Annotated in this window: 16 protein-coding genes and 1 CRISPR repeat array; of the genes, 10 read left to right on the forward strand and 6 right to left on the reverse strand. The window is 33.9% G+C overall.

All coding sequences use genetic code 11. From position 1 onward, the window contains the following. Window positions 1-31 precede the first annotated feature (31 nt). Window positions 32-895, forward strand: coding sequence for a hydroxymethylglutaryl-CoA lyase (locus ACRHNM_RS09735; protein WP_431136045.1), 864 nt, complete (start codon window positions 32-34; stop codon window positions 893-895). Window positions 896-944: 49 nt separating this feature from the next. Here the strand turns inward: ACRHNM_RS09735 and ACRHNM_RS09740 are convergent, their stop codons facing one another. After that, the gene (locus ACRHNM_RS09740) at window positions 945-3,170 is read right to left on the reverse strand and encodes a TonB-dependent receptor family protein (RefSeq protein WP_431136047.1); all 2,226 of its coding nucleotides are present in this window, start codon (window positions 3,168-3,170) and stop codon (window positions 945-947) included. 242 nt (window positions 3,171-3,412) lie between these two features. On the opposite strand from ACRHNM_RS09740, the gene guaB reads away from it, so the two are divergent. After that, on the forward strand, window positions 3,413-4,885 hold the full coding sequence (gene guaB, locus ACRHNM_RS09745) for an IMP dehydrogenase (RefSeq protein WP_431136049.1): 1,473 nt from the start codon (window positions 3,413-3,415) through the stop codon (window positions 4,883-4,885). A 1-nt stretch (window position 4,886) separates the two neighbouring features. Here guaB and ACRHNM_RS09750 read toward each other — a convergent pair whose 3' ends face one another. Further along, the gene (locus ACRHNM_RS09750) at window positions 4,887-6,452 is read right to left on the reverse strand and encodes a T9SS type A sorting domain-containing protein (protein ID WP_431136051.1); all 1,566 of its coding nucleotides are present in this window, start codon (window positions 6,450-6,452) and stop codon (window positions 4,887-4,889) included. A gap of 172 nt (window positions 6,453-6,624) precedes the next feature. Between ACRHNM_RS09750 and bshC the strand changes: the two genes are divergently transcribed. Next, window positions 6,625-8,226 carry a bacillithiol biosynthesis cysteine-adding enzyme BshC gene (gene bshC / locus ACRHNM_RS09755; protein ID WP_431136053.1) on the forward strand — a complete coding sequence of 534 codons (1,602 nt, stop codon included), beginning with the start codon at window positions 6,625-6,627 and terminating at the stop codon, window positions 8,224-8,226. 11 nt (window positions 8,227-8,237) lie between these two features. Then, the gene (locus ACRHNM_RS09760) at window positions 8,238-9,020 is read left to right on the forward strand and encodes an ABC transporter substrate-binding protein (protein ID WP_431136055.1); all 783 of its coding nucleotides are present in this window, start codon (window positions 8,238-8,240) and stop codon (window positions 9,018-9,020) included. On the opposite strand, the gene ACRHNM_RS09765 is transcribed toward ACRHNM_RS09760, so the two are convergent. Then, window positions 9,017-9,217 (reverse strand): Lacal_2735 family protein, encoded by a 201-nt coding sequence (locus ACRHNM_RS09765; protein WP_431136056.1) that lies wholly within the window; start codon window positions 9,215-9,217, stop codon window positions 9,017-9,019. The genes ACRHNM_RS09760 and ACRHNM_RS09765 overlap by 4 nt on opposite strands. 239 nt (window positions 9,218-9,456) lie before the next feature. On the opposite strand from ACRHNM_RS09765, the gene ACRHNM_RS09770 reads away from it, so the two are divergent. After that, complete coding sequence (locus tag ACRHNM_RS09770; RefSeq protein ID WP_431136058.1) at window positions 9,457-9,957, forward strand: hypothetical protein; 501 nt, start codon at window positions 9,457-9,459, stop codon at window positions 9,955-9,957. Between the two features lie 58 nt (window positions 9,958-10,015). Here ACRHNM_RS09770 and ACRHNM_RS09775 read toward each other — a convergent pair whose 3' ends face one another. Beyond that, window positions 10,016-10,723: a DUF4197 domain-containing protein gene (locus tag ACRHNM_RS09775; protein WP_431136222.1), complete on the reverse strand. Its 708-nt coding sequence runs from the start codon at window positions 10,721-10,723 to the stop codon at window positions 10,016-10,018. 215 nt (window positions 10,724-10,938) lie between these two features. Here ACRHNM_RS09775 and ACRHNM_RS09780 point away from each other — a divergent pair, with 215 nt between their 5' ends. From ACRHNM_RS09780 to ACRHNM_RS09800, 5 genes are all read left to right on the forward strand, one after another. Continuing rightward, entirely contained in the window at window positions 10,939-14,379 is a 3,441-nt protein-coding gene (locus ACRHNM_RS09780; RefSeq protein ID WP_431136060.1) for a methylmalonyl-CoA mutase family protein, read from the forward strand. Between the two features lie 294 nt (window positions 14,380-14,673). Then, the gene (locus ACRHNM_RS09785; RefSeq protein WP_431136062.1) at window positions 14,674-15,414 is read left to right on the forward strand and encodes a hypothetical protein; all 741 of its coding nucleotides are present in this window, start codon (window positions 14,674-14,676) and stop codon (window positions 15,412-15,414) included. Window positions 15,415-15,831: 417 nt separating this feature from the next. Then, window positions 15,832-17,673, forward strand: a complete 1,842-nt coding sequence (locus ACRHNM_RS09790) for a T9SS type A sorting domain-containing protein (protein ID WP_431136064.1) — start codon at window positions 15,832-15,834, stop codon at window positions 17,671-17,673. Between the two features lie 892 nt (window positions 17,674-18,565). After that, entirely contained in the window at window positions 18,566-21,973 is a 3,408-nt protein-coding gene (gene cas9 / locus ACRHNM_RS09795; RefSeq protein ID WP_431136066.1) for a type II CRISPR RNA-guided endonuclease Cas9, read from the forward strand. Between the two features lie 96 nt (window positions 21,974-22,069). Further along, entirely contained in the window at window positions 22,070-22,399 is a 330-nt protein-coding gene (locus ACRHNM_RS09800) for a GIY-YIG nuclease family protein (RefSeq protein ID WP_431136068.1), read from the forward strand. Between the two features lie 206 nt (window positions 22,400-22,605). After that, window positions 22,606-23,494: direct repeats of the CRISPR family, unit length 36 nt; unit sequence GTTGTGGTTTGATTAAAGATTAGAAAACACGATATT. A 225-nt stretch (window positions 23,495-23,719) separates the two neighbouring features. On the opposite strand, the gene cas2 is transcribed toward ACRHNM_RS09800, so the two are convergent. Both cas2 and cas1 read right to left on the reverse strand, forming a co-directional pair. Further along, window positions 23,720-24,049 carry a CRISPR-associated endonuclease Cas2 gene (gene cas2, locus ACRHNM_RS09805; protein ID WP_431136070.1) on the reverse strand — a complete coding sequence of 110 codons (330 nt, stop codon included), beginning with the start codon at window positions 24,047-24,049 and terminating at the stop codon, window positions 23,720-23,722. Beyond that, window positions 24,040-24,765: a type II CRISPR-associated endonuclease Cas1 gene (cas1, locus tag ACRHNM_RS09810; RefSeq protein WP_431136072.1), complete on the reverse strand. Its 726-nt coding sequence runs from the start codon at window positions 24,763-24,765 to the stop codon at window positions 24,040-24,042. The genes cas2 and cas1 overlap by 10 nt, the downstream gene beginning before the upstream one ends. Window positions 24,766-24,781 lie beyond the last annotated feature (16 nt).

A 24,781-nucleotide genomic window follows, 5' to 3' on the forward strand; every position in this document is an offset into this window, starting at 1 on the left:
AACAGAATCTTAATCACTATATTTGGGCTGAATGAACAAAGCACTTAAAATAATTGAATGTCCACGTGATGCCATGCAAGGCATTAAAGATTTTATTCCTACTGATAAAAAGGTGCAGTATATTCAATCGCTTTTAAGAGTTGGTTTTGATACTATAGATTTTGGAAGTTTTGTATCTCCTAAAGCCATTCCGCAAATGGTTGATACTGCCGAAGTATTGTCTAAACTTGATTTGAGTGCCACTGCAAGTAAATTGTTAGCCATAATAGCAAATACGCGTGGTGCAGCTGATGCTTGTGAACATTCAGAAATTGATTATTTAGGGTATCCGTTTTCAATATCCGAAAATTTTCAAATGCGCAATACACACAAAACCATTGCACAATCTGTAGTGACGCTTTCAGAAATTTTAGAATTGGCAAATAAGCATAATAAAGAAGTTGTAGTGTACATTTCTATGGGATTTGGAAACCCTTATGGTGACCCTTGGGATGTTGATATTGTTGGAGAATGGACAGAGCGCTTGAGTAAAATGGGAGTGAAGATCCTTTCGCTAAGTGATACCATTGGAAGTTCTAATCCTGAGAATATTGATTATTTATTTTCTAATTTAATTCCGCAATATTCTGATATAGAATTCGGAGCACATTTACATACAACACCAACCACTTGGTTTGAGAAAGTAGATGCTGCTTATAAAGCAGGATGTATGCGTTTTGATGGCGCCATTCAAGGCTTTGGAGGTTGCCCTATGGCAAAAGATGATTTGACAGGTAATATGCCAACTGAAAAATTATTATCTTATTTTACGTCAAACAAACACAACAATCTAAATGCAATGAGCTTTGAAAGTGCTTATAATGAAGCTACTAAGATTTTTAAGGCTTATCATTAAAAAAAGCGCCACTATTTATAATGACGCTTTTTTGTCAGACTTATAATTTTTAAAATCTTAATTCTAAGCCAGCATAAGCTCCAAACGGATGGCCTGGTCTAATTCCAGCTGGTACTCTTGATACTGCATACGTTTCATCTAAAAGATTGATGATATTTCCTGTAACACTCAAATGCTTTCCGAAGTGATACTTTCCTGAAAAGTCTAGGATGAAATTTGAAGTTATACCATTGGTGTCAGTAATATCTTCAGTGCCAGCAGTAGTTCTAAAAGCACCATTATATCGACCAACAAGATTAAGTTCAAATTTTTGATGCTCTAGCGAAATGGTCGCATTAAATTGATGTTTTGCTATGTATGGTAATTCATCTCCTTCAGAGACTTCTCCCCAAATACTTTCGTCACTTCCAAAACTATTTTGAAACTCAGTATTGGTTAGAGTATACCCAAAAGAAATAGGTAAAGCGAATTTTGAATTGTTTTGTAATAAGTCATAGTTAAGTAATACTTCTAGTCCAATCACACTAACTTCACCTGCGTTAAATTGTTCTAAGGAACCAGTTCCACCTGTAGCAGCCAAATCACTACCTAAAAGATTGCTGTAATCATTATAAAATGCAACGACTTCACCTCGAACACCTTTATAATTAAATCGTGTTCCTAATTCATAGTTGATACTCTCTTCCGCTTCTTGTCCTTCTTGATTACTGGGAGGAGAGAATCCTTTATGCACACCACCAAATACGGAAACTGTAGTATTTAATTTATAATTGAAGCCAACTCCAGGTATAAAAACATTTACTTCATTTTCACGAGTTGAAAGGTCTCTTCCAGTTCTGTTGGGATCATTGGTGCCGAAGTTTTCACGACGTAAAACAATATTTTCATAACGAAGACCAGGAGTTACAGTTAATTTATTGTATTTAAATTTATACATCGCAAAAGCAGCAAAAGCATTAGCGCTACTAATTCTATTGGCATCACTTCCAGGAGCGCCTTCTGAAGTCAAAATCATTTCACCATTAGTCATACTGTAACCATCTTTCCATTGAAAGCGATCTTCTTCATCATAATGGTATCTCAGACCAATTTCTAGATCATGAAACGTGTTTTCTCCAGACCAGTGATAATCAAATTTAGTTTGAACGCCTTTAGAGGTATAATCTCTGTTATTGGCTTTAACTAACAATGCATCTGGATCAGAATTAACCGAACCATTAACATTATTTAAGTAATCTGTAAAATCGGAAGGGTTTTCTAGAATCGAAGCAATACCGATTTTTGTTCCATTAGAAACAACATCATTTAATTTATACCAATTTCTGGAAAAACCATTGTAATAACCTGTTGTAGTAATTCTGATTTTTTTAGAAAAATCTATTTGATGTGTCGCCATGATTTGAATATGATCATTAGTCATAACATCTTCCTGAGAAGCATCATATCGATTAAAAGGGTTGGAATTGAAATCGTTTTGAGTCAAGCCTAAATAAGTTTCATTTGAAACTTCATCAGAATATTGAAATTTAATATCTAATGCTTGCTGAAAATTTGCACCAACTTTACTGTTGATTCTAAATTTAGCGACTACATCATTTTTATCAAATCCTGTATTACTGCCATCAGGAAGGTTTTTAAATCCATCAGAATTGAAATTTAAATATTCAACACTGTATCCAAAAATGCCTTTGTTATCACCAATTTTTGCATGAAGTTGATTTGAATTAAAGCTACCAGAACTCGCTCTTATTTTACCAGTCAGGGCATTAGGAATTTTACTGGACACTAAATTTATAGCACCACCAGTTGTAAAAGGGCCATATTGTACTTGACTTGATCCTTTTAGTATTTCTACAGCTTCCATTCTAGCCACAGAAGGAAAATAATAGGCAGCTGGAGCACTATATGGAGCAGGAGCAATTAAAACACCATCTTCCATTATTGAGATCTTGGCACTTCGCTCTGGTGAGGTTCCTCTTAAACTGATATTCGGACGAAGTCCAAATCCGTCTTCCTCATAAATATTTACACCAGGAACCGTTCTTAGAACTCTGTTGATATCTGTATAATTCAATTTGGCAAGTTCTTCAGGAGAAATGTAATACGACGAACCAGTTCTGTTCTTAGCTTGATATTTATTTCCAAAAATCACCTTGGTTTTTAGAAGAACTTCATCTAACTGTTGTATGGAGTCCAATTGGACGTCCTCTGTAGTGTTTTGTGCATTTGTAATTCCAATTATAAGTAGGAAAACTAATAGAATTTTATTGTTCATTTTATTTAGACTGATTAAAAATAATGTTTTTTTTTCGAGCGCAAATTTAAGCATGTATTTTACTTTAGCAAAGTTTATTTAGAATAAATAAAAATAAATTTATTCTATATTTTTAAGATATTGATAACCAATAATTTTAGATTTAAAAAAAGTTTTAGCTTACACACATTTAATCCTAACTTATCATCTATAGTCCGTAAAAAAAACGTAAATTTGCTTGCAATTATAACTGTAATTGCATCATGACAGCACACGAAAACAAAATTGTTGGAGAAGGTCTTACGTATGACGACGTACTTTTAGTCCCTGCATTTTCCGAAGTCTTACCAAGAGAGGTAAACATTCAAACCAAATTTACGCGTAACATAACTATAAATATTCCTGTAGTTTCTGCTGCAATGGATACCGTTACTGAGAGTAAAATGGCTATTGCTATGGCTCAGGAAGGTGGTATAGGTGTACTTCATAAAAACATGACAATCGACCAGCAAGCTGAAAAAGTAAGACGTGTTAAACGTGCTGAAAGTGGTATGATTATCGATCCTGTAACGTTACCTTTAACCGCTAAAGTGTCTGATGCAAAACAAAACATGGCAGAACACAGTATTGGAGGTATACCAATAGTAGATAATAACGGTATTTTAAAAGGAATCGTTACCAATCGTGATTTGCGTTTTGAACATGAAAACGACAGACCAATTGTTGATGTGATGACCAGTGAAAACCTCGTAACTGCTTCTGTGGGCACCTCGCTAAAGGATGCCGAAAAGATACTTCAGCAAAATAAAATAGAAAAACTGCTCATTGTTGATGATCACTATAAACTTAAAGGTCTCATTACTTTTAGAGACATCACTAAAGTAACTCAAAAGCCTAATGCCAATAAAGACCAATACGGAAGACTTCGCGTTGCTGCTGCTATTGGAGTTACAGGAGATGCTGTAGACAGAGCATCTGCTTTAGTCAATGCAGGTGTTGATGCTGTTATTATTGATACTGCTCATGGTCACACCAAAGGAGTGGTTATGGTGTTAAAAGAAATAAAAAATAAATTTCCTAAACTGGAGGTTATTGTAGGCAATATTGCAACGGCTGAAGCTGCAAAGTATCTTGTAGAAGCTGGAGCAGATGCTGTAAAAGTAGGAATTGGTCCTGGTTCAATTTGTACAACAAGAGTTGTTGCAGGTGTTGGTTTTCCTCAGTTTTCTGCGGTGTTAGAAGTGGCTTCTGCCATTAAAGGATCTGGTGTTCCTGTGATTGCAGATGGTGGAATTCGTTATACTGGAGATATTCCTAAAGCGATTGCTGCTGGAGCAGATAGTGTGATGCTTGGTTCGTTATTAGCAGGTACAAAAGAGAGTCCAGGTGAAACGATTATCTATGAAGGACGAAAATTTAAATCGTATCGCGGAATGGGTTCTGTAGAAGCTATGAAACAAGGAAGTAAAGATCGTTATTTCCAGGATGTTGAAGACGATATCAAAAAGTTAGTACCTGAAGGTATTGTAGGTCGTGTGCCTTATAAAGGAGATCTGGTAGAAAGCATCCATCAATTTATTGGAGGTCTTCGTGCAGGAATGGGATATTGTGGTGCGAAAGACATCGAGACGCTTAAAGATACAGGTCGTTTTGTGAAAATTACGAGTTCTGGTATCAATGAAAGTCATCCTCATGATGTTACTATTACTAAGGAAGCTCCTAATTATTCGAGATAGATTATTGCTTAATAATCTTATAAGTTTCCAATTGATTTTCTATTTGAATCTTTAGAAAATAAAGTCCTTTAGTGAGAGACTTTAAATCAATTGATTTTGGTATTGAATTGATAATCGTTGTTTGTTGAAAAACTAGTTTGCCTTGAATATTCATTATTGATATTTGTGCTGAATTTGAGCTGATTTTTGACTTGATTGAAACTGAATTGTTTACAAGTGTTGGAAATACTTCAAAAGTTGAAAGACTAACATTAGAAATACTTAAATTGTTTTCTAAATCATATCTAGCCAAAGCAAAATTTTCATCAGGATATGTTTCCATGGTATATCCAGCGAGTGTGATTTTATTTTGTGTAATTATAAAATCTCGTGCTGAATCATGTGTGCCAAAAAAGTCAGTTGATACAGTTCCATTAGTTCCAAAAGTAGTATCTAAATCACCATTAAATGAATATTTTGCCGCAGCAAAGTTTGTTGCTTCATTGTTAGTATTATTACTAGCATCACCAACAACATAGATATTATTATTGTCATCTAATTTCATTTTATAGATTTGTGATTGATTTGTTGAAAAAGGAGTTGAAACTACACCATTATCTCCAAAAGTGGTATCTATATTGCCATCAATATCCAAACGAATAACAGCAAAACTCATCTGTACATTACTTCCACTAGCATGACCAGCTACTAGAGATTTTCCATCAGGAAGACTTATTATAGATCTTGCAATACAAGAGCCGTCAAAAATATTTAACGTAACAACACCATTAGTTCCAAATGTTGGATCTAAATCACCATTATTTAAATAACGTACAATTGCATAACGTCCTTGATTAGACCCAGAATTAAAAACAGCGCCTCCAGCTGCAATAATCTTACCATCAAAAGTGACATCAACTCCAATAAGATAATCACTTCTATTAGTAATACTTAACGTTAGTAACCCATCATCACTAAATGTAGTATCTAAAGAGCCATCAGAATTTAATCTTGCAATAGCTGTTTTCCATATGATGCCACCTTCTGCATTACCAACAATAATTATTTTATCATCAGGAGTAACAATTATTTTATTTGGTCGTTCATCAGTTGATGAGCCAAATGTAATTACAGAAATACCGTTAGTTCCGAATGACGTATCATAACTTCCATCTTCATTTAATCTCGCAACTATAAAATCATAATCATCATTAGAGTTTTTGGTTTCGGCAGTTATAAGAATTTTGCCATCTGGTTGTTTAACCATATCTTCAATATCTTCTCTTGTACCTCCAAAATCTAATTCTAGAATACCATCAACTCCAAAACTTGTGTCTATGCTTCCATCTTGGTTAAATCTTATTATAGTTGCATTATAATCAGCTGTTCCAGCTGCAAGAAATTTATTGTTGTTAACTTCTAAGATTGTATTAAATTGCTCAGGATCTTCATTATTTGTTGTGTTTACAATCCCATTAGTTCCAAAAGTTGGATCTAATATGCCGTTTTGAGCATGAAATGTCCCGAAGGAAAGGAGAAATATTAAAACAAATATAATTTTAAAATTTTGTAACTTGTTGCTAAACATAGTCTTATTTAATTTTTGGGCAAAAATAAATAAAGAATTTTGCTATTTGAATATTTATTAGTTAAATATTTTGTAAGATAATTTCATGTTTAACTAACCTATGAATTAACTAAAATTTAGTAATTCAAAAAATACAATAGCTGTATATTTACGCTTCAATAGAATTGTATTTATGCCAACCGACAGTATATCGTTTAGAGACACGACTTATTTTTCATCCTTAATATGTGATTATTTAGATGAAAAAGCGGCTCTAAAACCATTTTATAATCGCTTTCCTAAACTAGAACATTTTAAAGCTCAAATTCAAGAAAAACAATTGAGTTTTAAGGAGGAGTCAAGAGCTGTTTTAGTGACATCATTGAATGAGCAATATAAACATATTGAAGTCTCAGAATTGACACAAACACATATCAACTTACTTGAAGATTCTAAGACATTTACAGTGGTGACGGGTCATCAGCTGAATTTATTTACAGGACCTTTATATTTTTTCTATAAAATTATTTCTACCATTAATTTATGTAAAGACTTAAAAGCTAAGTATCCTGAATATAATTTTGTGCCAATCTATTGGATGGCTTCTGAAGACCATGATTTTAAAGAAATCAACTACTTTAATTTGAAAGGGAAAAAAGTGCGATGGAATAGGAAGGCATCAGGTGCTGTTGGTGATTTAAATCTGGAAGGATTAGATCAGGTTTTTGAAGTTTTTAGCTCACAATTGAATACAACCACCAATGCTTCCGAATTAAAAACATACTTTCAAGATGCTTATTTAAATCACTCTAATCTGGCTGAAGCCATGCGTTATTTAGTAAATGTTTTATTTAAGGATTTCGGATTAGTGATTGTTGATGGTAATGACCACGCTTTAAAGCAGCAATTTATTCCTTATGTTGAAGAAGAACTTATAAAGCAAACCTCATTTTCAAAAGTTTCTGAAGCCAATCAAAATTTAAATGCTTTAGACGGTAATTATAAAATTCAGGTCAATCCCAGAAACATCAATTTGTTTTACATCTCTAAAAACCTTCGGGAACGTATTATCGAAAAGGAAGGCGTATATTATGTAAACAACACCAAGCTAACCTTCAGCAAGAGTGAGATTATAAAACATCTCAATGAGGTGCCAGAGCGGTTTTCGCCTAATGTAATTATGCGACCTTTATATCAAGAAGTGGTATTGCCAAACCTCTGTTATATAGGTGGTGGTGGAGAATTAGCATATTGGTTGCAATTAAAATCTAATTTTGACAGTCAGAAGGTGGTCTTTCCAATGTTATTACTTCGTAATTCTGCATTGTTGATTTCAGAAAAACAAAAAGAAAAACTTGGGAAGCTAAATATTGAAGTATCAGATTTGTTCTTAAATCAAGAGGATTTAAAAACGAAAGTCACTAAGCAAATCTCTGAAGTTGAGATTGATTTTTCTAAACAAAAAGAACATTTAAAACAGCAGTTTAAAGCATTATATGATTTAGCTGAACAAACAGACAGTTCTTTTAAAGGTGCTGTTGCTGCTCAAGAACAAAAGCAAATCAACGGATTAAATCATTTAGAGAAACGTTTATTAAAAGCTCAAAAACGCAAACTGTCAGATCATCTTAATCGCATTGTAGAACTTCAAAATGAGCTATTTCCAAATCAGAGTTTACAAGAACGCTATATGAATTTCTCTGAGTTTCATGTAGAGCATGGTTCTGATTTAATTCTGAAGCTCCTGCATAGTTTACAGCCTTTAAAAGGCGAGTTTTCAATCGTTCAAGTGTAATCCATTTCTTTTTGAAAGATCAACTACATCGTACACTTCATCTCAAAGACACACCAAAACGAATTGTGAGTCTGGTACCTTCTCAAACCGAGTTATTGGTCGATTTAGGTTTGGAAAATGAAATCGTAGGTATTACCAAGTTTTGTGTTCATCCTAAACATCTTCGCAAAGAAAAAACAATAGTTGGTGGTACAAAACAGGTTCACTATAACAAGATTAGAGATTTAAATCCAGACCTTATTCTATGTAATAAAGAAGAGAATACCAAAACAATGATTACTGAACTAGAACATATTGCTCCAGTTCATATTAGTGATATTTATACTATTGATGACAGTTTAGAGCTTATAGAAATGTATGGCGATATGTTTAAAGTGCAAAACAAAGCGAAAATCATCATTGATGCTATAACACGTAAATTAAATTTATTTTCTGAAAACTACACAAAACGCTCTCCACTTAAAGTCGCTTATTTTATTTGGAAAAACCCGTATATGGTTGCAGCAAATCAAACCTTTATAAACGACATGCTTTTGGTAAATCACTTTGAAAATGTATTTCAAAATTCAAATCGGTATCCTGACATTAAACTTTTAGAATTAAAGGAGAAGCAACCTGATGTTATTTTGTTATCGAGTGAACCTTATCCTTTTAAAATAAGTGATATAGAGGATTTTAAAATTGTTTGTCCTGATGCAAAAGTAATAATTGTAGATGGAGAAGCCTTTTCATGGTATGGCTCAAGACTGTTGGTCGCTTTTGATTATTTTAGAGACTTACAAAAACAACTTTAGTTCTGTTGAATCGTACCCAAATCTCTCATTAAAAACTTCAGCTTATTCATTTTGTGAAGGAGCTTAATCGCTTTGTATTCTGAGAAATCGCTTAAGGCAGAATCTGTTTGTCTAAAATTATAAGCTTGCTCAACAAGCGTTTTATATCGTCTCAGTAACGAATTTTGATTATCGATAATTTTTTGTGAAGACTTCATTACTAAACCATTGAGCTATTAAATGTAGGTAAAAATTTTAAATTGAACAAAAAATCGATCTTAAAATTAAGACCGATTTTTCAACTAACTATTTCTAATTCAAATGAAAGGTGAAGATGCATTTCATTGCTAACTGATGCAAAGATGGCACAAAAAGTGTTTTCTAATGTTATGTTAATATTAGCGTTATATTAATTATCATTTAATAGCTTTATTGAACAACTAAAATAGCATCAATCATGAAATCACTACTATGTACAGTCGTAATATGTTTTTCTTTAAGTTTTTATGCACAAACCAAACCGTGTAACTGCTGTACAGACAAGCATCAAGAATTTGATTTTTGGGTAGGGGATTGGATGGTTACTAATCCTGATGGCTCTGCGGCAGGAACCAATACTATTGTAAAAATTCAGGATAATTGTATGCTTCAGGAAAACTGGGTGAGTGCTAAAGGTACCTTTACAGGAACCAGTAGCAATTCCTACAATTACAAAACCAAACAATGGGAACAAATCTGGGTTGATAACCAAGGGCAAAGTTTACATCTAAAAGGCAACAGAAAAGGAAATCAAATGATTCTTCAAACAGATGAAGAAACAAATAAATACGGAAAATTATTTTATCATCGCATCACATGGACGCTAAACGATGATGGTTCTGTGCGTCAATATTGGGAAACCGTTACCAATACCACTGAAGTTAATGTTGCCTTTGATGGGTTGTATAAGAAGAAATAGTTCTGGAGGTCAATTACTGGACTTATTTAGAGCAACCCGTAATTAATGTCATTACTATTTAATCCTGAAAAGCGAAAACCTTACGAAGTAAGTCAGTAGTTCTTGAAGATACTTTAGTACGAATCTCTTTTTCTTCAACAGCAATCATTGTATACACGCCTTTTAGCGCTTCGCCAGTAACATAATCTGTAAGATCAGGATTTACATTGTTTGTAAACGGAATGGCATTATACTTATTAATAAGATTTGACCATATTTGATCTGCTCCAACCTTACTAAAACTATTATTAATCACAGGTTTAAATTTATTATAAAGCTCTGTTTGGGTTTTACTTGTTAAGTATTGGGTAGCAGCATTATCACTTCCTAATAAAATAGTCTTGGCATCATTAAACGTAATCCCTTTAACGGCATTTACAAATATAGGAGTCGCTTCTTTTACAGCATCTTCTGCAGCTCTGTTTAATACTTTTAAGCCTTCATCAGCCAGATTTCCTAAACCAATATCACGTAAGCCTTTATCTACTTTTTGCAATTCTTCAGGCAATAAGATTTTAACCAGTTCATTTTTAAAAAAACCATCGGTTTGCGTCAGTTTGCTTACCTGTTTATCAATACCTAAATCTAAGGCTTGTCGCAATCCTGCAGCCATGTCTGCATTAGTTAATACAGATCCTGTTTGTTGTGGCAATTGGTCAACAACACTCTGTAATTCAGCACATGCTGTTAGATTTAAAATAAGAACAAAAGCTAATAATTTACGCATCATGATTTCAGTTTTAAAATAAAGTTGTGCAAATATAGATATTTACTTAACAACGTTTTTCAGAATTTGGTACTATCATTTTAGACACGAATATAACAGGTATAGTCACATTTTTTTATTCTGGATAGAATTAAGCACTAAACTATTCTAATTCTTAGAGTGCTTCTTTTGAAAATTCCGTAAATTTGCATCCATTAAAACACACAATTTTACGAATGAAGCAAGTCGCACCATATAATCCGAAACACAAAGTAAGAATCGTAACTGCAGCATCACTTTTTGATGGTCATGATGCTTCTATAAACATCATGCGAAGAATCATTCAGGCTACAGGTGTTGAAGTGATTCACTTAGGGCATGATCGTAGTGTTGAAGAAGTTGTAAATACAGCAATTCAAGAAGATGTAAATGCCATTTGTTTAACATCTTATCAAGGTGGTCATAACGAGTATTTTAAATACATGCACGACCTTTTAGAGGAAAGAGGAGCTGGGCATATTAAAATCTTCGGTGGAGGAGGAGGCGTTATTTTGCCTTCTGAAATTAAAGCGTTGATGGATTATGGTATCGATCGAATCTATTCACCTGATGATGGACGAGAAATGGGATTGCAAGGCATGATTAACGATTTGGTACAACAATCTGATTTTGCCATTGGTGATGCTTTAAATGGCGAGATAGAACATCTTCCGAAGAAAAACCCTAAAGCAATTGCTCGTGTGATTTCTGCTGCTGAAAACTTCCCGGAAGTCGCCAAAGCAACCTTAGATAAAATTCATACTAAAAATAAAGATTCTAAAACGCCTGTACTCGGAATTACAGGAACTGGTGGTGCAGGAAAATCGAGTCTGGTTGATGAACTGGTGCGCCGTTTTTTAATCGACTTTCCTGAAAAAACCATTGGTATTATTTCCGTAGACCCTTCAAAGCGAAAAACAGGAGGTGCCCTTTTGGGTGATCGTATTCGTATGAATGCTATCAATTCGCCAAGAGTCTATATGCGAAGTCTGGCAACACGTCAGTCTAACTTAGCCTTATCAAAATACGTAAATGAAGCGGTTGAAGTTTTAAAAGCTGCCGAGTTTGATTTGATTATTTTAGAAACTTCTGGTATCGGACAAAGTGATACCGAAATTATAGAACACAGCGATGTGTCGTTGTATGTCATGACACCCGAATTTGGTGCAGCCACGCAACTGGAGAAAATCGATATGCTTGATTTTGCCGATTTAGTAGCTATTAATAAGTTTGATAAAAGAGGTGCAAAAGATGCCTTACGTGATGTGAAAAAACAGTACATGCGTAATAATAACCTTTGGGATATTCCTCAAGACCAATTACCCGTTTTTGGCACCATTGCATCTCAGTTTAACGATCCAGGAATGAATACGCTTTACAAAGCAATTATGGATACGTTAGTTGAGAAAGCAGATACCGATTTAAAATCGACCTTTCACATTTCAGATGAAATGAGCGAGAAGATTTTTGTCATTCCGCCTTCCAGAACACGTTATTTATCTGAGATAGCAGAAAACAATCGTGCTTACGATAAAACCGTAAACGAACAAGTTGAGGTGGCTCAAAAACTTTATGGCATTTACAAGACGATATGTAGTGTTGGTAATGTCACATCAAGAGCAGTCGAGTCATCTTTTATTGGTAAATTGGGTTTAAATGAAGAAGACATTCTGAATCAAGTTCAGGATGACAGTTCAAAACAGTTTACAGGGTTACTCATCAAAGAATTTGACCGCGTAAAACTCAATCTGGACCCTTACAACTGGGAAGTTATTACAGGTTGGGACGAAAAGGTTAACAAATATAAAAATCCAATCTATTCGTTTAAAGTTCGGGATAGAGAAATTAAGATAGAAACTCATACAGAGTCGTTATCTCATATGCAAATTCCTAAAGTGGCTTTACCAAAGTATCAGGCTTGGGGAGATATTTTACGATGGACTTTGCAAGAGAATGTACCTGGAGAGTTTCCATATACAGCTGGATTGTATCCGTTTAAACGAACTGGTGAAGATCCAGCGCGTATGTTTGCTGGTGAAGGTAGTCCGGAACGTACGAACAGACGTTTTCACTATGTGAGTATGGGCTTGCCAGCCAAACGTTTATCGACAGCATTTGATAGTGTGACGCTCTATGGAAATGATCCAGATCGCCGACCAGATATCTATGGAAAAATTGGAAATGCTGGTGTATCAATTTGCTGTTTAGATGATGCCAAGAAATTATATTCTGGTTTCAATTTAGCCGATGTGATGACCTCTGTGAGTATGACTATTAACGGTCCTGCACCAATGTTGTTAGGTTTTTTTATGAATGCTGCCATCGACCAGCAGTGTGAGATTTACATTAAAGACAACGGATTAGAAAAAGAAGTCGAAGCTAACATAGCGAAGCTTTATAAAGGAAAAGAACGCCCTATTTATAATGGTGAACTGCCAGAAGGGAATAATGGTTTAGGACTCTTTTTACTTGGTGTTACAGGTGACCAGGTGTTGCCTGCAGATGTGTATGCCGATATTAAAACGAAAACGATTGCTCAGGTAAGAGGAACGGTTCAAGCGGATATTTTAAAAGAAGATCAGGCGCAAAACACCTGTATTTTTTCTACGGAATTCGCCTTGCGCTTAATGGGAGATGTACAGGAGTATTTTATTGAAAATAATGTACGTAACTTCTATAGTGTGTCTATTTCAGGATATCATATTGCTGAAGCAGGAGCCAACCCAATTTCACAATTGGCATTTACCTTATCTAACGGATTTACATACGTTGAGTATTACTTGTCGAGAGGCATGGACATCAATAAATTTGGTCCTAATCTGTCGTTCTTCTTCTCTAACGGTATCGATCCAGAATATGCGGTAATTGGTCGTGTAGCTCGTAAAATATGGGCTAAAGCATTAAAACATAAGTATGGTGCTAACCCTAGAGCACAGATGTTGAAATACCACATTCAAACCTCTGGACGAAGCTTACATGCTCAGGAAATTGACTTTAACGACATTCGTACCACGCTTCAAGCTTTATATGCTATTTACGACAACTGTAATTCGTTACATACCAATGCCTATGATGAAGCCATTACCACACCAACTGAAGAATCGGTACGTCGTGCCATGGCGATTCAATTGATTATCAATAAAGAATTAGGATTAAACAAAAACGAAAACCCAATACAAGGGTCGTTTATTATAGAAGAGCTAACCGATCTGGTTGAAGAAGCAGTACTATTAGAATTTGACCGTATTACAGAGCGAGGTGGTGTGCTAGGTGCTATGGAAACCATGTACCAGCGCAGTAAGATACAAGAAGAAAGCTTGTACTATGAAACCTTAAAGCATAATGGAGATTTTCCAATTATTGGTGTGAATACCTTTTTAAGCAGTACAGGGTCTCCAACAGTATTGCCAGTTGAAGTTATTCGTGCTACCGAAGAAGAAAAACAATTTCAGATACAAACCTTAGAAAATCTTCATAAAGCCAATGATACAAAAGCATTGCTAAAAGACTTGCAAGACAAAGCTATTAACAATGAGAATATCTTTGAAGCGCTTATGGAGGTTTGTAAAGTCTGTTCTTTAGGAGAAATTACTTCAGCCTTATTTGAGGTTGGCGGACAGTATAGACGCAATATGTAAACGTTTTTAATTATGTATGATGCGATGATCCCGAGTGTTAGCTCGGGATTTTTTTGTGTTAGGATATTTGGGTTATTTTATGTTTTTACTTTCTTGTTTCTGCTTTTTGGAAGCTGTTTGTCGTGCTAGACTAGTGTTTTTCTGTAGTTTTTTATGTATTTCACCCTGATTTGAGTCGGTATAAAGTCGGCATATAGTCGGTATATAATTGGTGTAAAGTCGGCATATTATGTGTTGTATCTTTTGATTTATAGAGATTATTTACTATGTTTAATGGTAAAAACTTGAGATATTATGGCAAAACAGCGTGGTATTGTATTTTTTGAAGGCACTATAGGAGGTATTAATTTTTACTATCGTAAAGGTGTGCCAACTGCCCGAGCAGCAGGTGGAGGCTTTACACGAAAGGCTATTAAGACAGGTGCTCATATGGTTAGAGTACGTGAACATAATAGTGAATTTGCCAGATGCTCGAAGGTGAATAAAGTTTTTAAACAGGCTATACGACCTTTTATGTTAGGGTATAAAGACGGTACATTACATAGCCGATTGATGCAATTATTTTTAAATATTAAAGATTGTGATGGTGTTTCGGAGCGAGGTAAACGTGTTGTTTTTCTTGGTATGGATTCTGAAAAGGGTAAGCAACTATTCAAGGATTTTGTGTTTACGCCTAAACGTTCTAATATATTGCCTTGTGATTATGATTTTGATTGGAACACCTTAACTTTTAGTGTTTCTGGGTTTGAAGTTAATGCTGTTGGTTTTCCAAAAGAAGCGGATTATATGGAATTAGTTTTGGGTGTTGTACGGTTTGATTTTGAAACTAAAAGGTATACTAGGGTTATGGCAGCCCCCTTGGTAATTGAACGGGACTTTTTAGGCGATTCGTTTACAGTTGCGGTTTCTGAATTGCCTAGTGGTACAGGAACTTTGTTTGCTATGGTTCGTGTGGCATTTTATCAAGAGGTGAATGGAGACGGTTATTTGTTGTCTGGGGGGAATGCTTTTAGGGTCCAGGTTGTTGGAATTTAGGAGTTTTATTTAATTCGTTAAATTGAGGAGGTTTCTCTATTTAATTGGGCAGTTCTTCTTATATAAAGGAGTTTTTTTTTATGAGGATGGCTTTTTAGGACAGCTCACGAGCTTTAAGAGGACAGCTTACGAACTGTACGTACGGGGAATGTGAAAAAACCCTGAGGAATGTTTTTTTAAATATTTGATTTTGAAAGGCATTATATAAAAATTTTCAGGATAAAAACTAGTTTTTCAGTTGAATATACAATAATTGCAACCTACTATGCAATTTTTAATACCAGTCATGTAATTATTATCTGTATATCGGAAATTATTATTAATTTTAAAATTGCTGTTATTAATTATGTAAAGCACTATTAATTAGTGTGGTAGGGTTGATTTAAATTTTTCAAATCATTTTAAAAATTACGTGCTATGAACTCAAAATTACTCTTATTCTTATGTGTACTATTAAGTTTTCAATTTACTAACTCTCAAGTTTTAGTGCCTATTGTCTCACCCACCGATTATGACAATAACACCTTTGGATGCAGTGGTACACCTATAGCGTTTAACGGTTCACTGTATTTAAGATATCGAAAAAACAACGGTAACAATGTCTTGTTTCGCTTTGATGGTAATCAATTAAGCGAAATTCCATCGCCTGCCAACTATGATGGTAACAGTAGGGGATATGTTATTTCTGTATCCTCATTTTGGCCTACATTAAAACCTGTGGTGTGGAATAATACGCTTTATTTGGGTTATAAAAACAATGCTTCTTCGAGCTCCAATACCTTGTTTGAATTTGATGGAACAACCTTAAGCCCAATAAACAACCCTATTGGTTATAGCCAAGATTACGGGGGCATTACGGCCATGTTAACCTCAACGGCTGATGCTATGTATTTAAATTATACTATAGATGGCGGTGGTGAACATGTCTTATTTAAGTATGATGGTACCAATCTTGTTGAGATACCGAGTCCTCCCGGTTATGATGCTACTAACGATTCTCCTGGCATTGGGTTATTGGATTTTCCTCAAAATATCAATAGTTTCTTTAAGGAAATTCCGATTATTGGCAACAATATGTTTCTTGTATATGCTGGAGAAGATTATAGTTCTGATTTAACGCTATTAGACCTAACCACCGATGAACTTACACCCTACCGAGGTGTGGGTTATGATGGTATTAATAGAGGCTTTTTGGGCTACCCGATGCTTATAGATGACGTCCCTTATTTTAAGTATATAAATAATGAAGGACTCTTCAAACTGGTTAAGTTTGAAAACAATACTTTGGTAACCATAGACTCACCTCCTGGATATAGCGATGAATTTTCAGGATATCTTGGCGATCCTATTCTTTATGATAACCAACTTTACATAAGAGCAAAAAAAGACAACGGTTCTTTTCAGCTATTAGGTTTTGACGGGACACAGCTTACCGAAATAGCGCCTGCTGATGCCGCTTATCAGCAAGATGATTACGGCTATATGGGTAACCCTATCATTTTCAACAACGATCTTTACTTAAGGTATTTTAGGGGAGATGATAGTACCTACAGATTGTTTAAATTGGAAGGAGGGAACTTGAGCGAAATAAGTTTGCCACCCAATCATGATTTTTTTGGACATGGCTACTATGGTGACCCTATATTTTTTGACAATGCCCTTTATTTAAAGTATTATAATGGAGTTTACTCGATATACAAATACGATGGAAGTACCTTAACCGAAATACCAACTCCTACTGGATTTAGCAATTTTAATAAAGGTTACACAGGAGAAGCCTATGTGGCAGGTTCAGATTTGTTTTTGGTTTATAAGAGCAATACAGACGCTCGGGTTTTATTTAAATATAATGGTACCACCTTACAGGAACTTACAAGTCCATCAGGTTATGAAACCTATGGGTTTATTGATAGTTTTCATGTGTATAACAATAAATTGTATATGAGATATAGGCACAACAATGGAAAATATGACCTTATGGAATATAATGGTCTGACTTTAGGGGTAGATGAGGTCACGACTAAGCAAATAAAAATATACCCAAACCCTGTAACTAATGTCTTTCATGTAAATGACTCTGAATATGATAGTTTCAAAACATTGATTTTGCTTGATATTAATGGTAGAGAGGTTACTACTTTACATGGTGACAATGGTGAAGGCTCATATCATATTGGTCATATAGCAAAAGGCATGTATTTTTTAAAGTTTGTTTACCCTGATGGCACAACGAAAAGCCTTAAATTAATTAAAAAGTAAATATTTATTTTTTATGAGTAAACGATAAGTTTTGTTGAAAATTGACAAATTTATTTTAGGATAATATTCTTTAGTTACCAATAAGCTCTATAGAAATATGTGTTTTAGTGGTAGTTGCTAATAATTTTAATTTTCAATTCTCATATTTAACGATTACAATATTTTTATTGTTTATTTTGGGTTTTTCCAGTTATGGAATATTGTTCATAAGAAGTTAGAATAATGGCTATTGTATGGCTTTTGCCTTAGGGAGAATAAGTCCATATGGTTGTTTTGGAATATACTTATTTGGGAAATCTTTATAATTACAGCAATGATTTTTTAGTTGTTGTTTAAATAGGTTTTGTTTCTAGAAGTTACTTAATACTAGAGCTTATAGGGTAAAGTTGCTCTATTTAATTTGTTAAAATGAGACGTGTCAATTTAATTGGGCAGTTCTTTTTTATATAAAAGAGCTGCTCTTTTTTTATGAGGATGGCTTTTTAGGACAGCTCACGAGCTGTCCGTACGGGGAATTTAAATAAAATTTGGGAATCATTTTTAAATATCTGATTTTGAAAGGCATTATATAAAAATTTTAAAATGGTGAGATATTTGGGCATGTTCTCGAGCTTTGAGAGGATAGCTCACCAGCTTTAATAGGATAGCTTTCGAGCTTTAAGAGGACAGCTCACGAGCTGTCCGTACGAGGGGAGCATAAAAAAAGTCCTACCGAAGCAGGACTCAAGATTTTCATCTACGGCATATAGCCTTATTGTGATAAGATTAAAGATTAGAAATTTTAATCTGATACAAATATAACAATAATTTAATTGATGTCTATACGTAGTTCTACGTAGAAAAGTTATTATATATCTTAGTATATTTAAAGTATTTAATTAGAAATTGTATTATGGCAAATATATTAGGATTAGATTTAGGTACAAACAGTATTGGATGGGCGTTGGTTGATGATGAAGAACAGAAAATATTAGGTATTGGAAGTAGGATTTTTCCTGAAGGTGTTGTTAATTTAGGGGACGGAGAAGGTAGGGAAGTTTCAAAGAATGCTAGTAGAACAGATGATAGAGGTACAAGACGACAGTTTTTTAGACGACGTTTACGAAAGCGTTATCTGTTGCGGGAGTTGGCAAAGTGCAATATGTGTCCTTTAGATTATAAAGATGTAAAAATTTGGAATCAGAAGGAAATATTTAGCAATGAAAACATGCAAGCTTGGTTGCAATTGAATCCTTATGAATTAAGGGCAAAAGCTATTAAAGAGCAACTGTCTTTAGAGGAATTGGGAAGAATATTTTATCATATGATTCAGCGACGTGGTTTTCAAAGTAATAGTAGAAGTGCAGGAGCTGATACTAATGAAAAGAGCGTTATATATAAAGGAGACTCTAAAATTGGAAAAATAGGTATCGCTGAAACATCTGAAAGTATTAAGACTAAGCAAACGCTTGGCGCTTACTTAAATGAAATTTACCCAAAAGAGCATAAACCATTTATTGGAGGTATAGAACGTATAAGAAATAGATATACCACTAGACAAATGTATATTGATGAGTTTGAGGCTATTTGGGAACATCAAAAGCAATATCATAAAGCGCTTACCGAATCATTAAAGACGGTTATTGGGGGACGAAAAAAAGACGGATATACAGAAGATGGTGTACTGTTTCATCAGCGTCCTTTACGATCTCAAAAACATTTAGTTGGTAATTGTACGTTTGAGCCTAAAAAAACGAAATGTCCTATAAGTGCTATCCCTAATGAGAAACGACGTGTCTATGAATGGTTAAATACGTTGAAGTGTGATTTGGCAGGAGAACCCGTAAAGATTACTGAAGATGACAGAGCAAATATAGTAAAGCTGCTGTTTTCTAAAGAGAAGATTAATAAGTTTAAAGACATAAGAAAAGCTATTGGAAAGCTTGATGGTCATTATCAATTTAATTATAAGGACGATGATACTGTCCCTGGAACACATACCATAAGCAATTTATCTAACAAAAAGTTTTTTGGTAACAAATGGTTTGAGTTATCTGAAAAAGAACAAGAAGATATTTGGCATGTGCTTTATAGTTTTGACGATAGAGACAAGTTAAAACAATATGCTATTGATAATTGGGGATTTGATAATGAACGTGCTGAAAAGATATCAAAATTTAATTTAAAAGACGGTTATGCCAACTTAAGTAGAAAGGCTATTAATAACATCTTACCATTTTTACAATTAGGTTTTACTTATGATGTAGCGGTTGCTTTAGGAGGTGTTAGAAATGCTTTAGGTAATGATTGGGAAACCTATAAGGAGTTTGTGCTAGATAACGTGCCAGAGATTGTACGTTCTAATCTTAAAGGCGGCTATATAGAGCCTTTAAAGGGAGTGTTAAAAAAAGAATGTGAGATATCAGACAAGGCATTAAAAAAACTATACCACCATAGTAGTGCTATTGAAACTAATGTGTTGCTGGATAGGCTTCCGTTGGGAGCAGATGCAGACAAAGAAATACAGCGTATTAAGAACCCTGTGGTTATTACTGCGCTTTTTGAAATACGTAAACTGGTTAATGAAATTATTGATGATTATGGTAAACCAGATGAAATTAAAGTTGAGTTAGCTAGAAATTTAAAAGCCTCAAAGTCTAGTAGATATAAAGCTAGGTTAGAACAAAAGCGTTTGGAACGTGAAAATGATAGGGTAAAAGCCGAGTTAGATTATATAGGGCAGCGGCACACTCACAATAACATTTTAAAATATAAACTTTGGGAAGAGTGTAACAAAACTTGCCCATATACAGGTAGGAATATTGAAGTCAATCAACTGTTTAGTGGTGAGGTTCAGATTGAGCATATTCATCCTTGGAGCAAATCGTTGAATGATAGCTTTATGAATAAAACTTTATGTTTTGCTGACGAAAACAGAGCCAAGGGAGATAAAACACCTTATGAGTTTTATAGCAAACAAAGCGAACAAAAATGGAACGCTATTAAACTGCAAGCTTTAAGCTGTTTTAAGAATAAGCCAAACTATCCTAATGCCTATAATAAGTTTAAACAGTTTGTAAAGCAAAAACACGATGATGACTTTATAAGTAGACAACTTAATGATACACGTTATATTAGTAAAGAGGCTAAAAACTATTTGTCTAAAATAAGCAACGATGTTTTGGTTGCGCCAGGGCAGATGACCTCAAAATTGCGTCATCATTGGGGTTTGAATACTATTTTGAACCAAGATGAAGATGCAAAAACAAGAGAAGATCATCGTCACCACGCCATTGATGCCTTGGTTATGGCTTGTGCAACTAGAAGTCACTTACAAGAGTTGAGTAAATGGAATAGGTATGATAGGAGTTATGATTTAGATCATTTTCCAAAGCCTTGGCAAGCTTTTAGAGAAGATGCAGAACAAGCTATAGAGCAAATTTTGGTGTCTCACAAAAAACAGAAGTCTATATTAACAGTTAGAACTCATACTGTAAAAAAAGGAGATAAAACTCATAGAAATATAGGTGTTGCAGCGAGAGGTCAATTGCATTTAGAAACAATCTATGGTAAAAGAAAGGACACTTTTACTGGGGATTATAATTATCATGTTAGAAAGCCTCTAATTTCACTTACTGCTGCTGAAATTCCAAAAATTGTTGATGATGCTATAAAAAATATAATCTATAAGTCAATTGAGAAATTAGGTCTAACTATTAATTCAAAGAATAGAAAACCAATTGTTAAGACTAAAGAAGAAAAAACTCTTTTTGACCAGCTTTTGAAAACTGATTTTTTTCTTCCCAATAAAAATGGTAACCCAGTTCCAATTAAAAAAGTTAGAATTAAAAAACATTTTAGTAATGCTGAGCCTCTAAAAGATAATATTAACCAATGGGTAGACTTGGGAAATAATCATCATGTGTTAATTTATGAGGATTTTAATGATAATTTAAAAGAAAAGGTAGTTACGTTTTGGACAGCTGTAGAAAGGAAAAGACAGAAACAAAGTGTTTTTCAACTGCCAGAAGATGGTAAAGAGATTATAACGACTTTACAAATCAACGATATGTTTTTGTTGGGACTTGATGAAGATGAAATTGATTGGGAAAACCTAGATTATGGTTTGTTGAAAGCGCATTTGTATAGAGTGCAAAAATTAACATCTGGTGATTATTTTTTTAGAAAGCATACATCATCAACTGTAACAGATAAAGAATATAAGCAAATTAGAGGTTTTGGTGAAGGTAAAACAGGTTGGTTTACATTCAACCCTATAAAGGTAAAGGTGTCTGTTACTGGCAAAATAGAAAAGGTTTAGTTTGTCGTTTTGAATGCAATTGAGGATTCACGTAAAGAAAACAAAAAGACAATGAGATTCCTCCTGTCGTCGGAATGACACTAAACTAGTTGAGATATGATAGGCTATAATGAAAACGAAGGTAGTCACATCTATTATGTGTATATCATTACCAATTTGTACAGGTCAACTTACTATATAGGTATTACCAATAATTTGGTTGAACGCTTAAAACAGCATCAGGACAATATTGAAAAAGGGCATAAAACATTTGCAGCTAAATATAATCTTAAACATTTAGTATATTATGAACAGTATAGTTGGGTGCAAAATGCCATTGCAAGAGAAAAAGAATTAAAAGCTTGGCGAAGGGAAAAGAAGTTAGATTTAGTACGTTCTTTTAATGCTGATTTTGAGTTTTTGGAAGATCGATTTTTAAAAGAATAATTTTATTGTCATTTTGAACGCAGTGAGAAATCACATAAAGAAACTGTTCTATAATTATGAGATTCCTTGAGTCTCGGAATGACAAACATTAAGTTCTTTGACATACAATTTGAATCATCAAGTTGAAAAGCCAATGTGGTTTACAAAAACTACACGTTTATTTTAAAAAGTATGTTTGAGAATCTCTTCGCAATCTTTTGGTACTTGTTGTGGTTTGATTAAAGATTAGAAAACACGATATTATGTGGATCCGAATGTGATGTTGTTCACGAGTTGTGGTTTGATTAAAGATTAGAAAACACGATATTTTTAGATTTAAGGCTTCTGTATGATGCATTGTTGTGGTTTGATTAAAGATTAGAAAACACGATATTTAACCATGAGAATGATCTATTAAAAGGACAGTTGTGGTTTGATTAAAGATTAGAAAACACGATATTTGGTACTGGTGGTAAAGTAGAATATGTTGAGTTGTGGTTTGATTAAAGATTAGAAAACACGATATTGGCGTAAAATAGATAAGCCTGATACTATTGTTGTGGTTTGATTAAAGATTAGAAAACACGATATTTAATTTCAGAGAGTTCCATAATACGCTCAGTTGTGGTTTGATTAAAGATTAGAAAACACGATATTGATCTCAATTAGAGCTTTGTATAAAACTTGTTGTGGTTTGATTAAAGATTAGAAAACACGATATTCTTGCACCAAATAAGCATCTTCATCTGTATGTTGTGGTTTGATTAAAGATTAGAAAACACGATATTATAAGTGAATGTCACAAAACAACCAGAGGTGTTGTGGTTTGATTAAAGATTAGAAAACACGATATTGCTATGAGCTTTGTAAACTCGTTGGTATTCGTTGTGGTTTGATTAAAGATTAGAAAACACGATATTTGCTTTAAACGTGGTGTACACAGGTCAGTGTTGTGGTTTGATTAAAGATTAGAAAACACGATATTTAACAGCACCAAACGGTCAAATACTTTACGTTGTGGTTTGATTAAAGATTAGAAAACACGATATTGCTGTTACGCGTTTGATTATGATGCTATGGGTTGTGGTTTGATTAAAGATTAGAAAACACGATATTAGTTGGGCTGTTACCTTCTGTTATTCATGTGTTTAAGTAGAGATATCGTTTAAAAAAATGCTTCTTTTTTGCAGTGATAAGGCAAGGTTGAGGTGTTTTTTTGTTTTAAAAGGTATTGTTTAGGTTTTATGTGATGCCTCATTCTTCGGAATGACAACTGTTATTGTATAATGATTTATGAGATTGTTCGGTTCTTAGAATGCTTGTTTTATTTATGCTCTTTATTTAAAACAGTTCAAGTTGTGTAGGTAATGGTTCTTTGGGTACTTCTGCACGTCCCCAAAAGTTCATGATGTTTCCAAATTGTTTGTCGGTAATACGTAGCACACTCACTTTACCTAATGGAGGTAGTAATCTTTTAATTCGTTTTTCGTGTACATCTGCACTTTCGCTACTAGCACAATGACGCATGTAAACAGAATATTGCATCATGGTAAAACCATCTTTAAGAAGGTTTTTTCTAAAGCCAGCAGCATTTTTTCTGTCTTTAGACGTGTCTGTTGGTAAATCAAAAAATACAAATAACCACATAATTCTATAACCATTTAGTTCCATAATTTTGGATATTTAATCTTTTTGCGTTTTCCTGTATAACATTGTTGTAAAGAACTTGCGGTTTTTTGTAAAGCTACCATTAAAGGGCTCTTTTCATTTTTAAAATATACAGTACGTGTTAAAATTTGTAGAAGCATAGATTTTATTTCTGTATTTAAGTTTTGCTCGTCATAATGATGCATGATGGTGTGTACTGTTTCATCTACTATTGGTCTGAAAGGTTCCATAATATCATCAGCTAAAGCAAAAGCGTTATATTTACTTTTGTGATGTATTCCTAAAGTGTTTAATAATCCGCTACCAGATAATGCTCTTGCAGTTGCAGCACGCAAAATGGCATAGCCATAATTTAAGAAGTTGTTAGGGTAGTTTCCAAAGCGTTCACGTTTGAAATCAATTTCAAAAAATGATTTCCAATAAAAGTTAGCAGCAACCGCTTCCATGTTTGTAGTATCACCACTTAGAACTTTACTAGCTAAAAAATGAAATGAGTTTTTAGATGTCGTAATTTTTTCAAGTAGAATACCTTGGTTAGTAATTTTTTCAACTATTGTTTGTTGCCATAATTTTTTCTTTAAAGGTTGGCTAGCTTGTATTTGCCTTTTAAATAGCTCTTGTTGTATATGATGGCTATTGAGGTTTAGAAACAAACCATTGGGAAGATGAGATCTATTACATATAATTAGAGCTGTATTGTTGTTTATTAATAAATTCATTGTACAAATGCTTATG

The organism is Psychroserpens mesophilus (assembly GCF_050617655.1).
In the GTDB taxonomy this organism is placed as follows: domain Bacteria; phylum Bacteroidota; class Bacteroidia; order Flavobacteriales; family Flavobacteriaceae; genus Psychroserpens; species Psychroserpens mesophilus_A.

Bases quoted from the DNA above. Each gene is read 5' to 3' on its own strand.
- ACRHNM_RS09750 (WP_431136051.1), bottom strand. From the start codon at position 6,452: ATGTTTAGCAACAAGTTACAAAATTTTAAAATTATATTTGTTTTAATA.
- ACRHNM_RS09800 (WP_431136068.1), top strand. From the start codon at position 22,070: ATGATAGGCTATAATGAAAACGAAGGTAGTCACATCTATTATGTGTAT.
- ACRHNM_RS09735 (WP_431136045.1), top strand. From the start codon at position 32: ATGAACAAAGCACTTAAAATAATTGAATGTCCACGTGATGCCATGCAA.
- cas2 (WP_431136070.1), bottom strand. From the start codon at position 24,049: ATGGAACTAAATGGTTATAGAATTATGTGGTTATTTGTATTTTTTGAT.
- guaB (WP_431136049.1), top strand. From the start codon at position 3,413: ATGACAGCACACGAAAACAAAATTGTTGGAGAAGGTCTTACGTATGAC.
- bshC (WP_431136053.1), top strand. From the start codon at position 6,625: ATGCCAACCGACAGTATATCGTTTAGAGACACGACTTATTTTTCATCC.
- ACRHNM_RS09785 (WP_431136062.1), top strand. From the start codon at position 14,674: ATGGCAAAACAGCGTGGTATTGTATTTTTTGAAGGCACTATAGGAGGT.
- ACRHNM_RS09790 (WP_431136064.1), top strand. From the start codon at position 15,832: ATGAACTCAAAATTACTCTTATTCTTATGTGTACTATTAAGTTTTCAA.
- ACRHNM_RS09770 (WP_431136058.1), top strand. From the start codon at position 9,457: ATGAAATCACTACTATGTACAGTCGTAATATGTTTTTCTTTAAGTTTT.
- ACRHNM_RS09780 (WP_431136060.1), top strand. From the start codon at position 10,939: ATGAAGCAAGTCGCACCATATAATCCGAAACACAAAGTAAGAATCGTA.
- cas9 (WP_431136066.1), top strand. From the start codon at position 18,566: ATGGCAAATATATTAGGATTAGATTTAGGTACAAACAGTATTGGATGG.
- ACRHNM_RS09740 (WP_431136047.1), bottom strand. From the start codon at position 3,170: ATGAACAATAAAATTCTATTAGTTTTCCTACTTATAATTGGAATTACA.
- ACRHNM_RS09765 (WP_431136056.1), bottom strand. From the start codon at position 9,217: ATGAAGTCTTCACAAAAAATTATCGATAATCAAAATTCGTTACTGAGA.
- cas1 (WP_431136072.1), bottom strand. From the start codon at position 24,765: ATGAATTTATTAATAAACAACAATACAGCTCTAATTATATGTAATAGA.
- ACRHNM_RS09775 (WP_431136222.1), bottom strand. From the start codon at position 10,723: ATGCGTAAATTATTAGCTTTTGTTCTTATTTTAAATCTAACAGCATGT.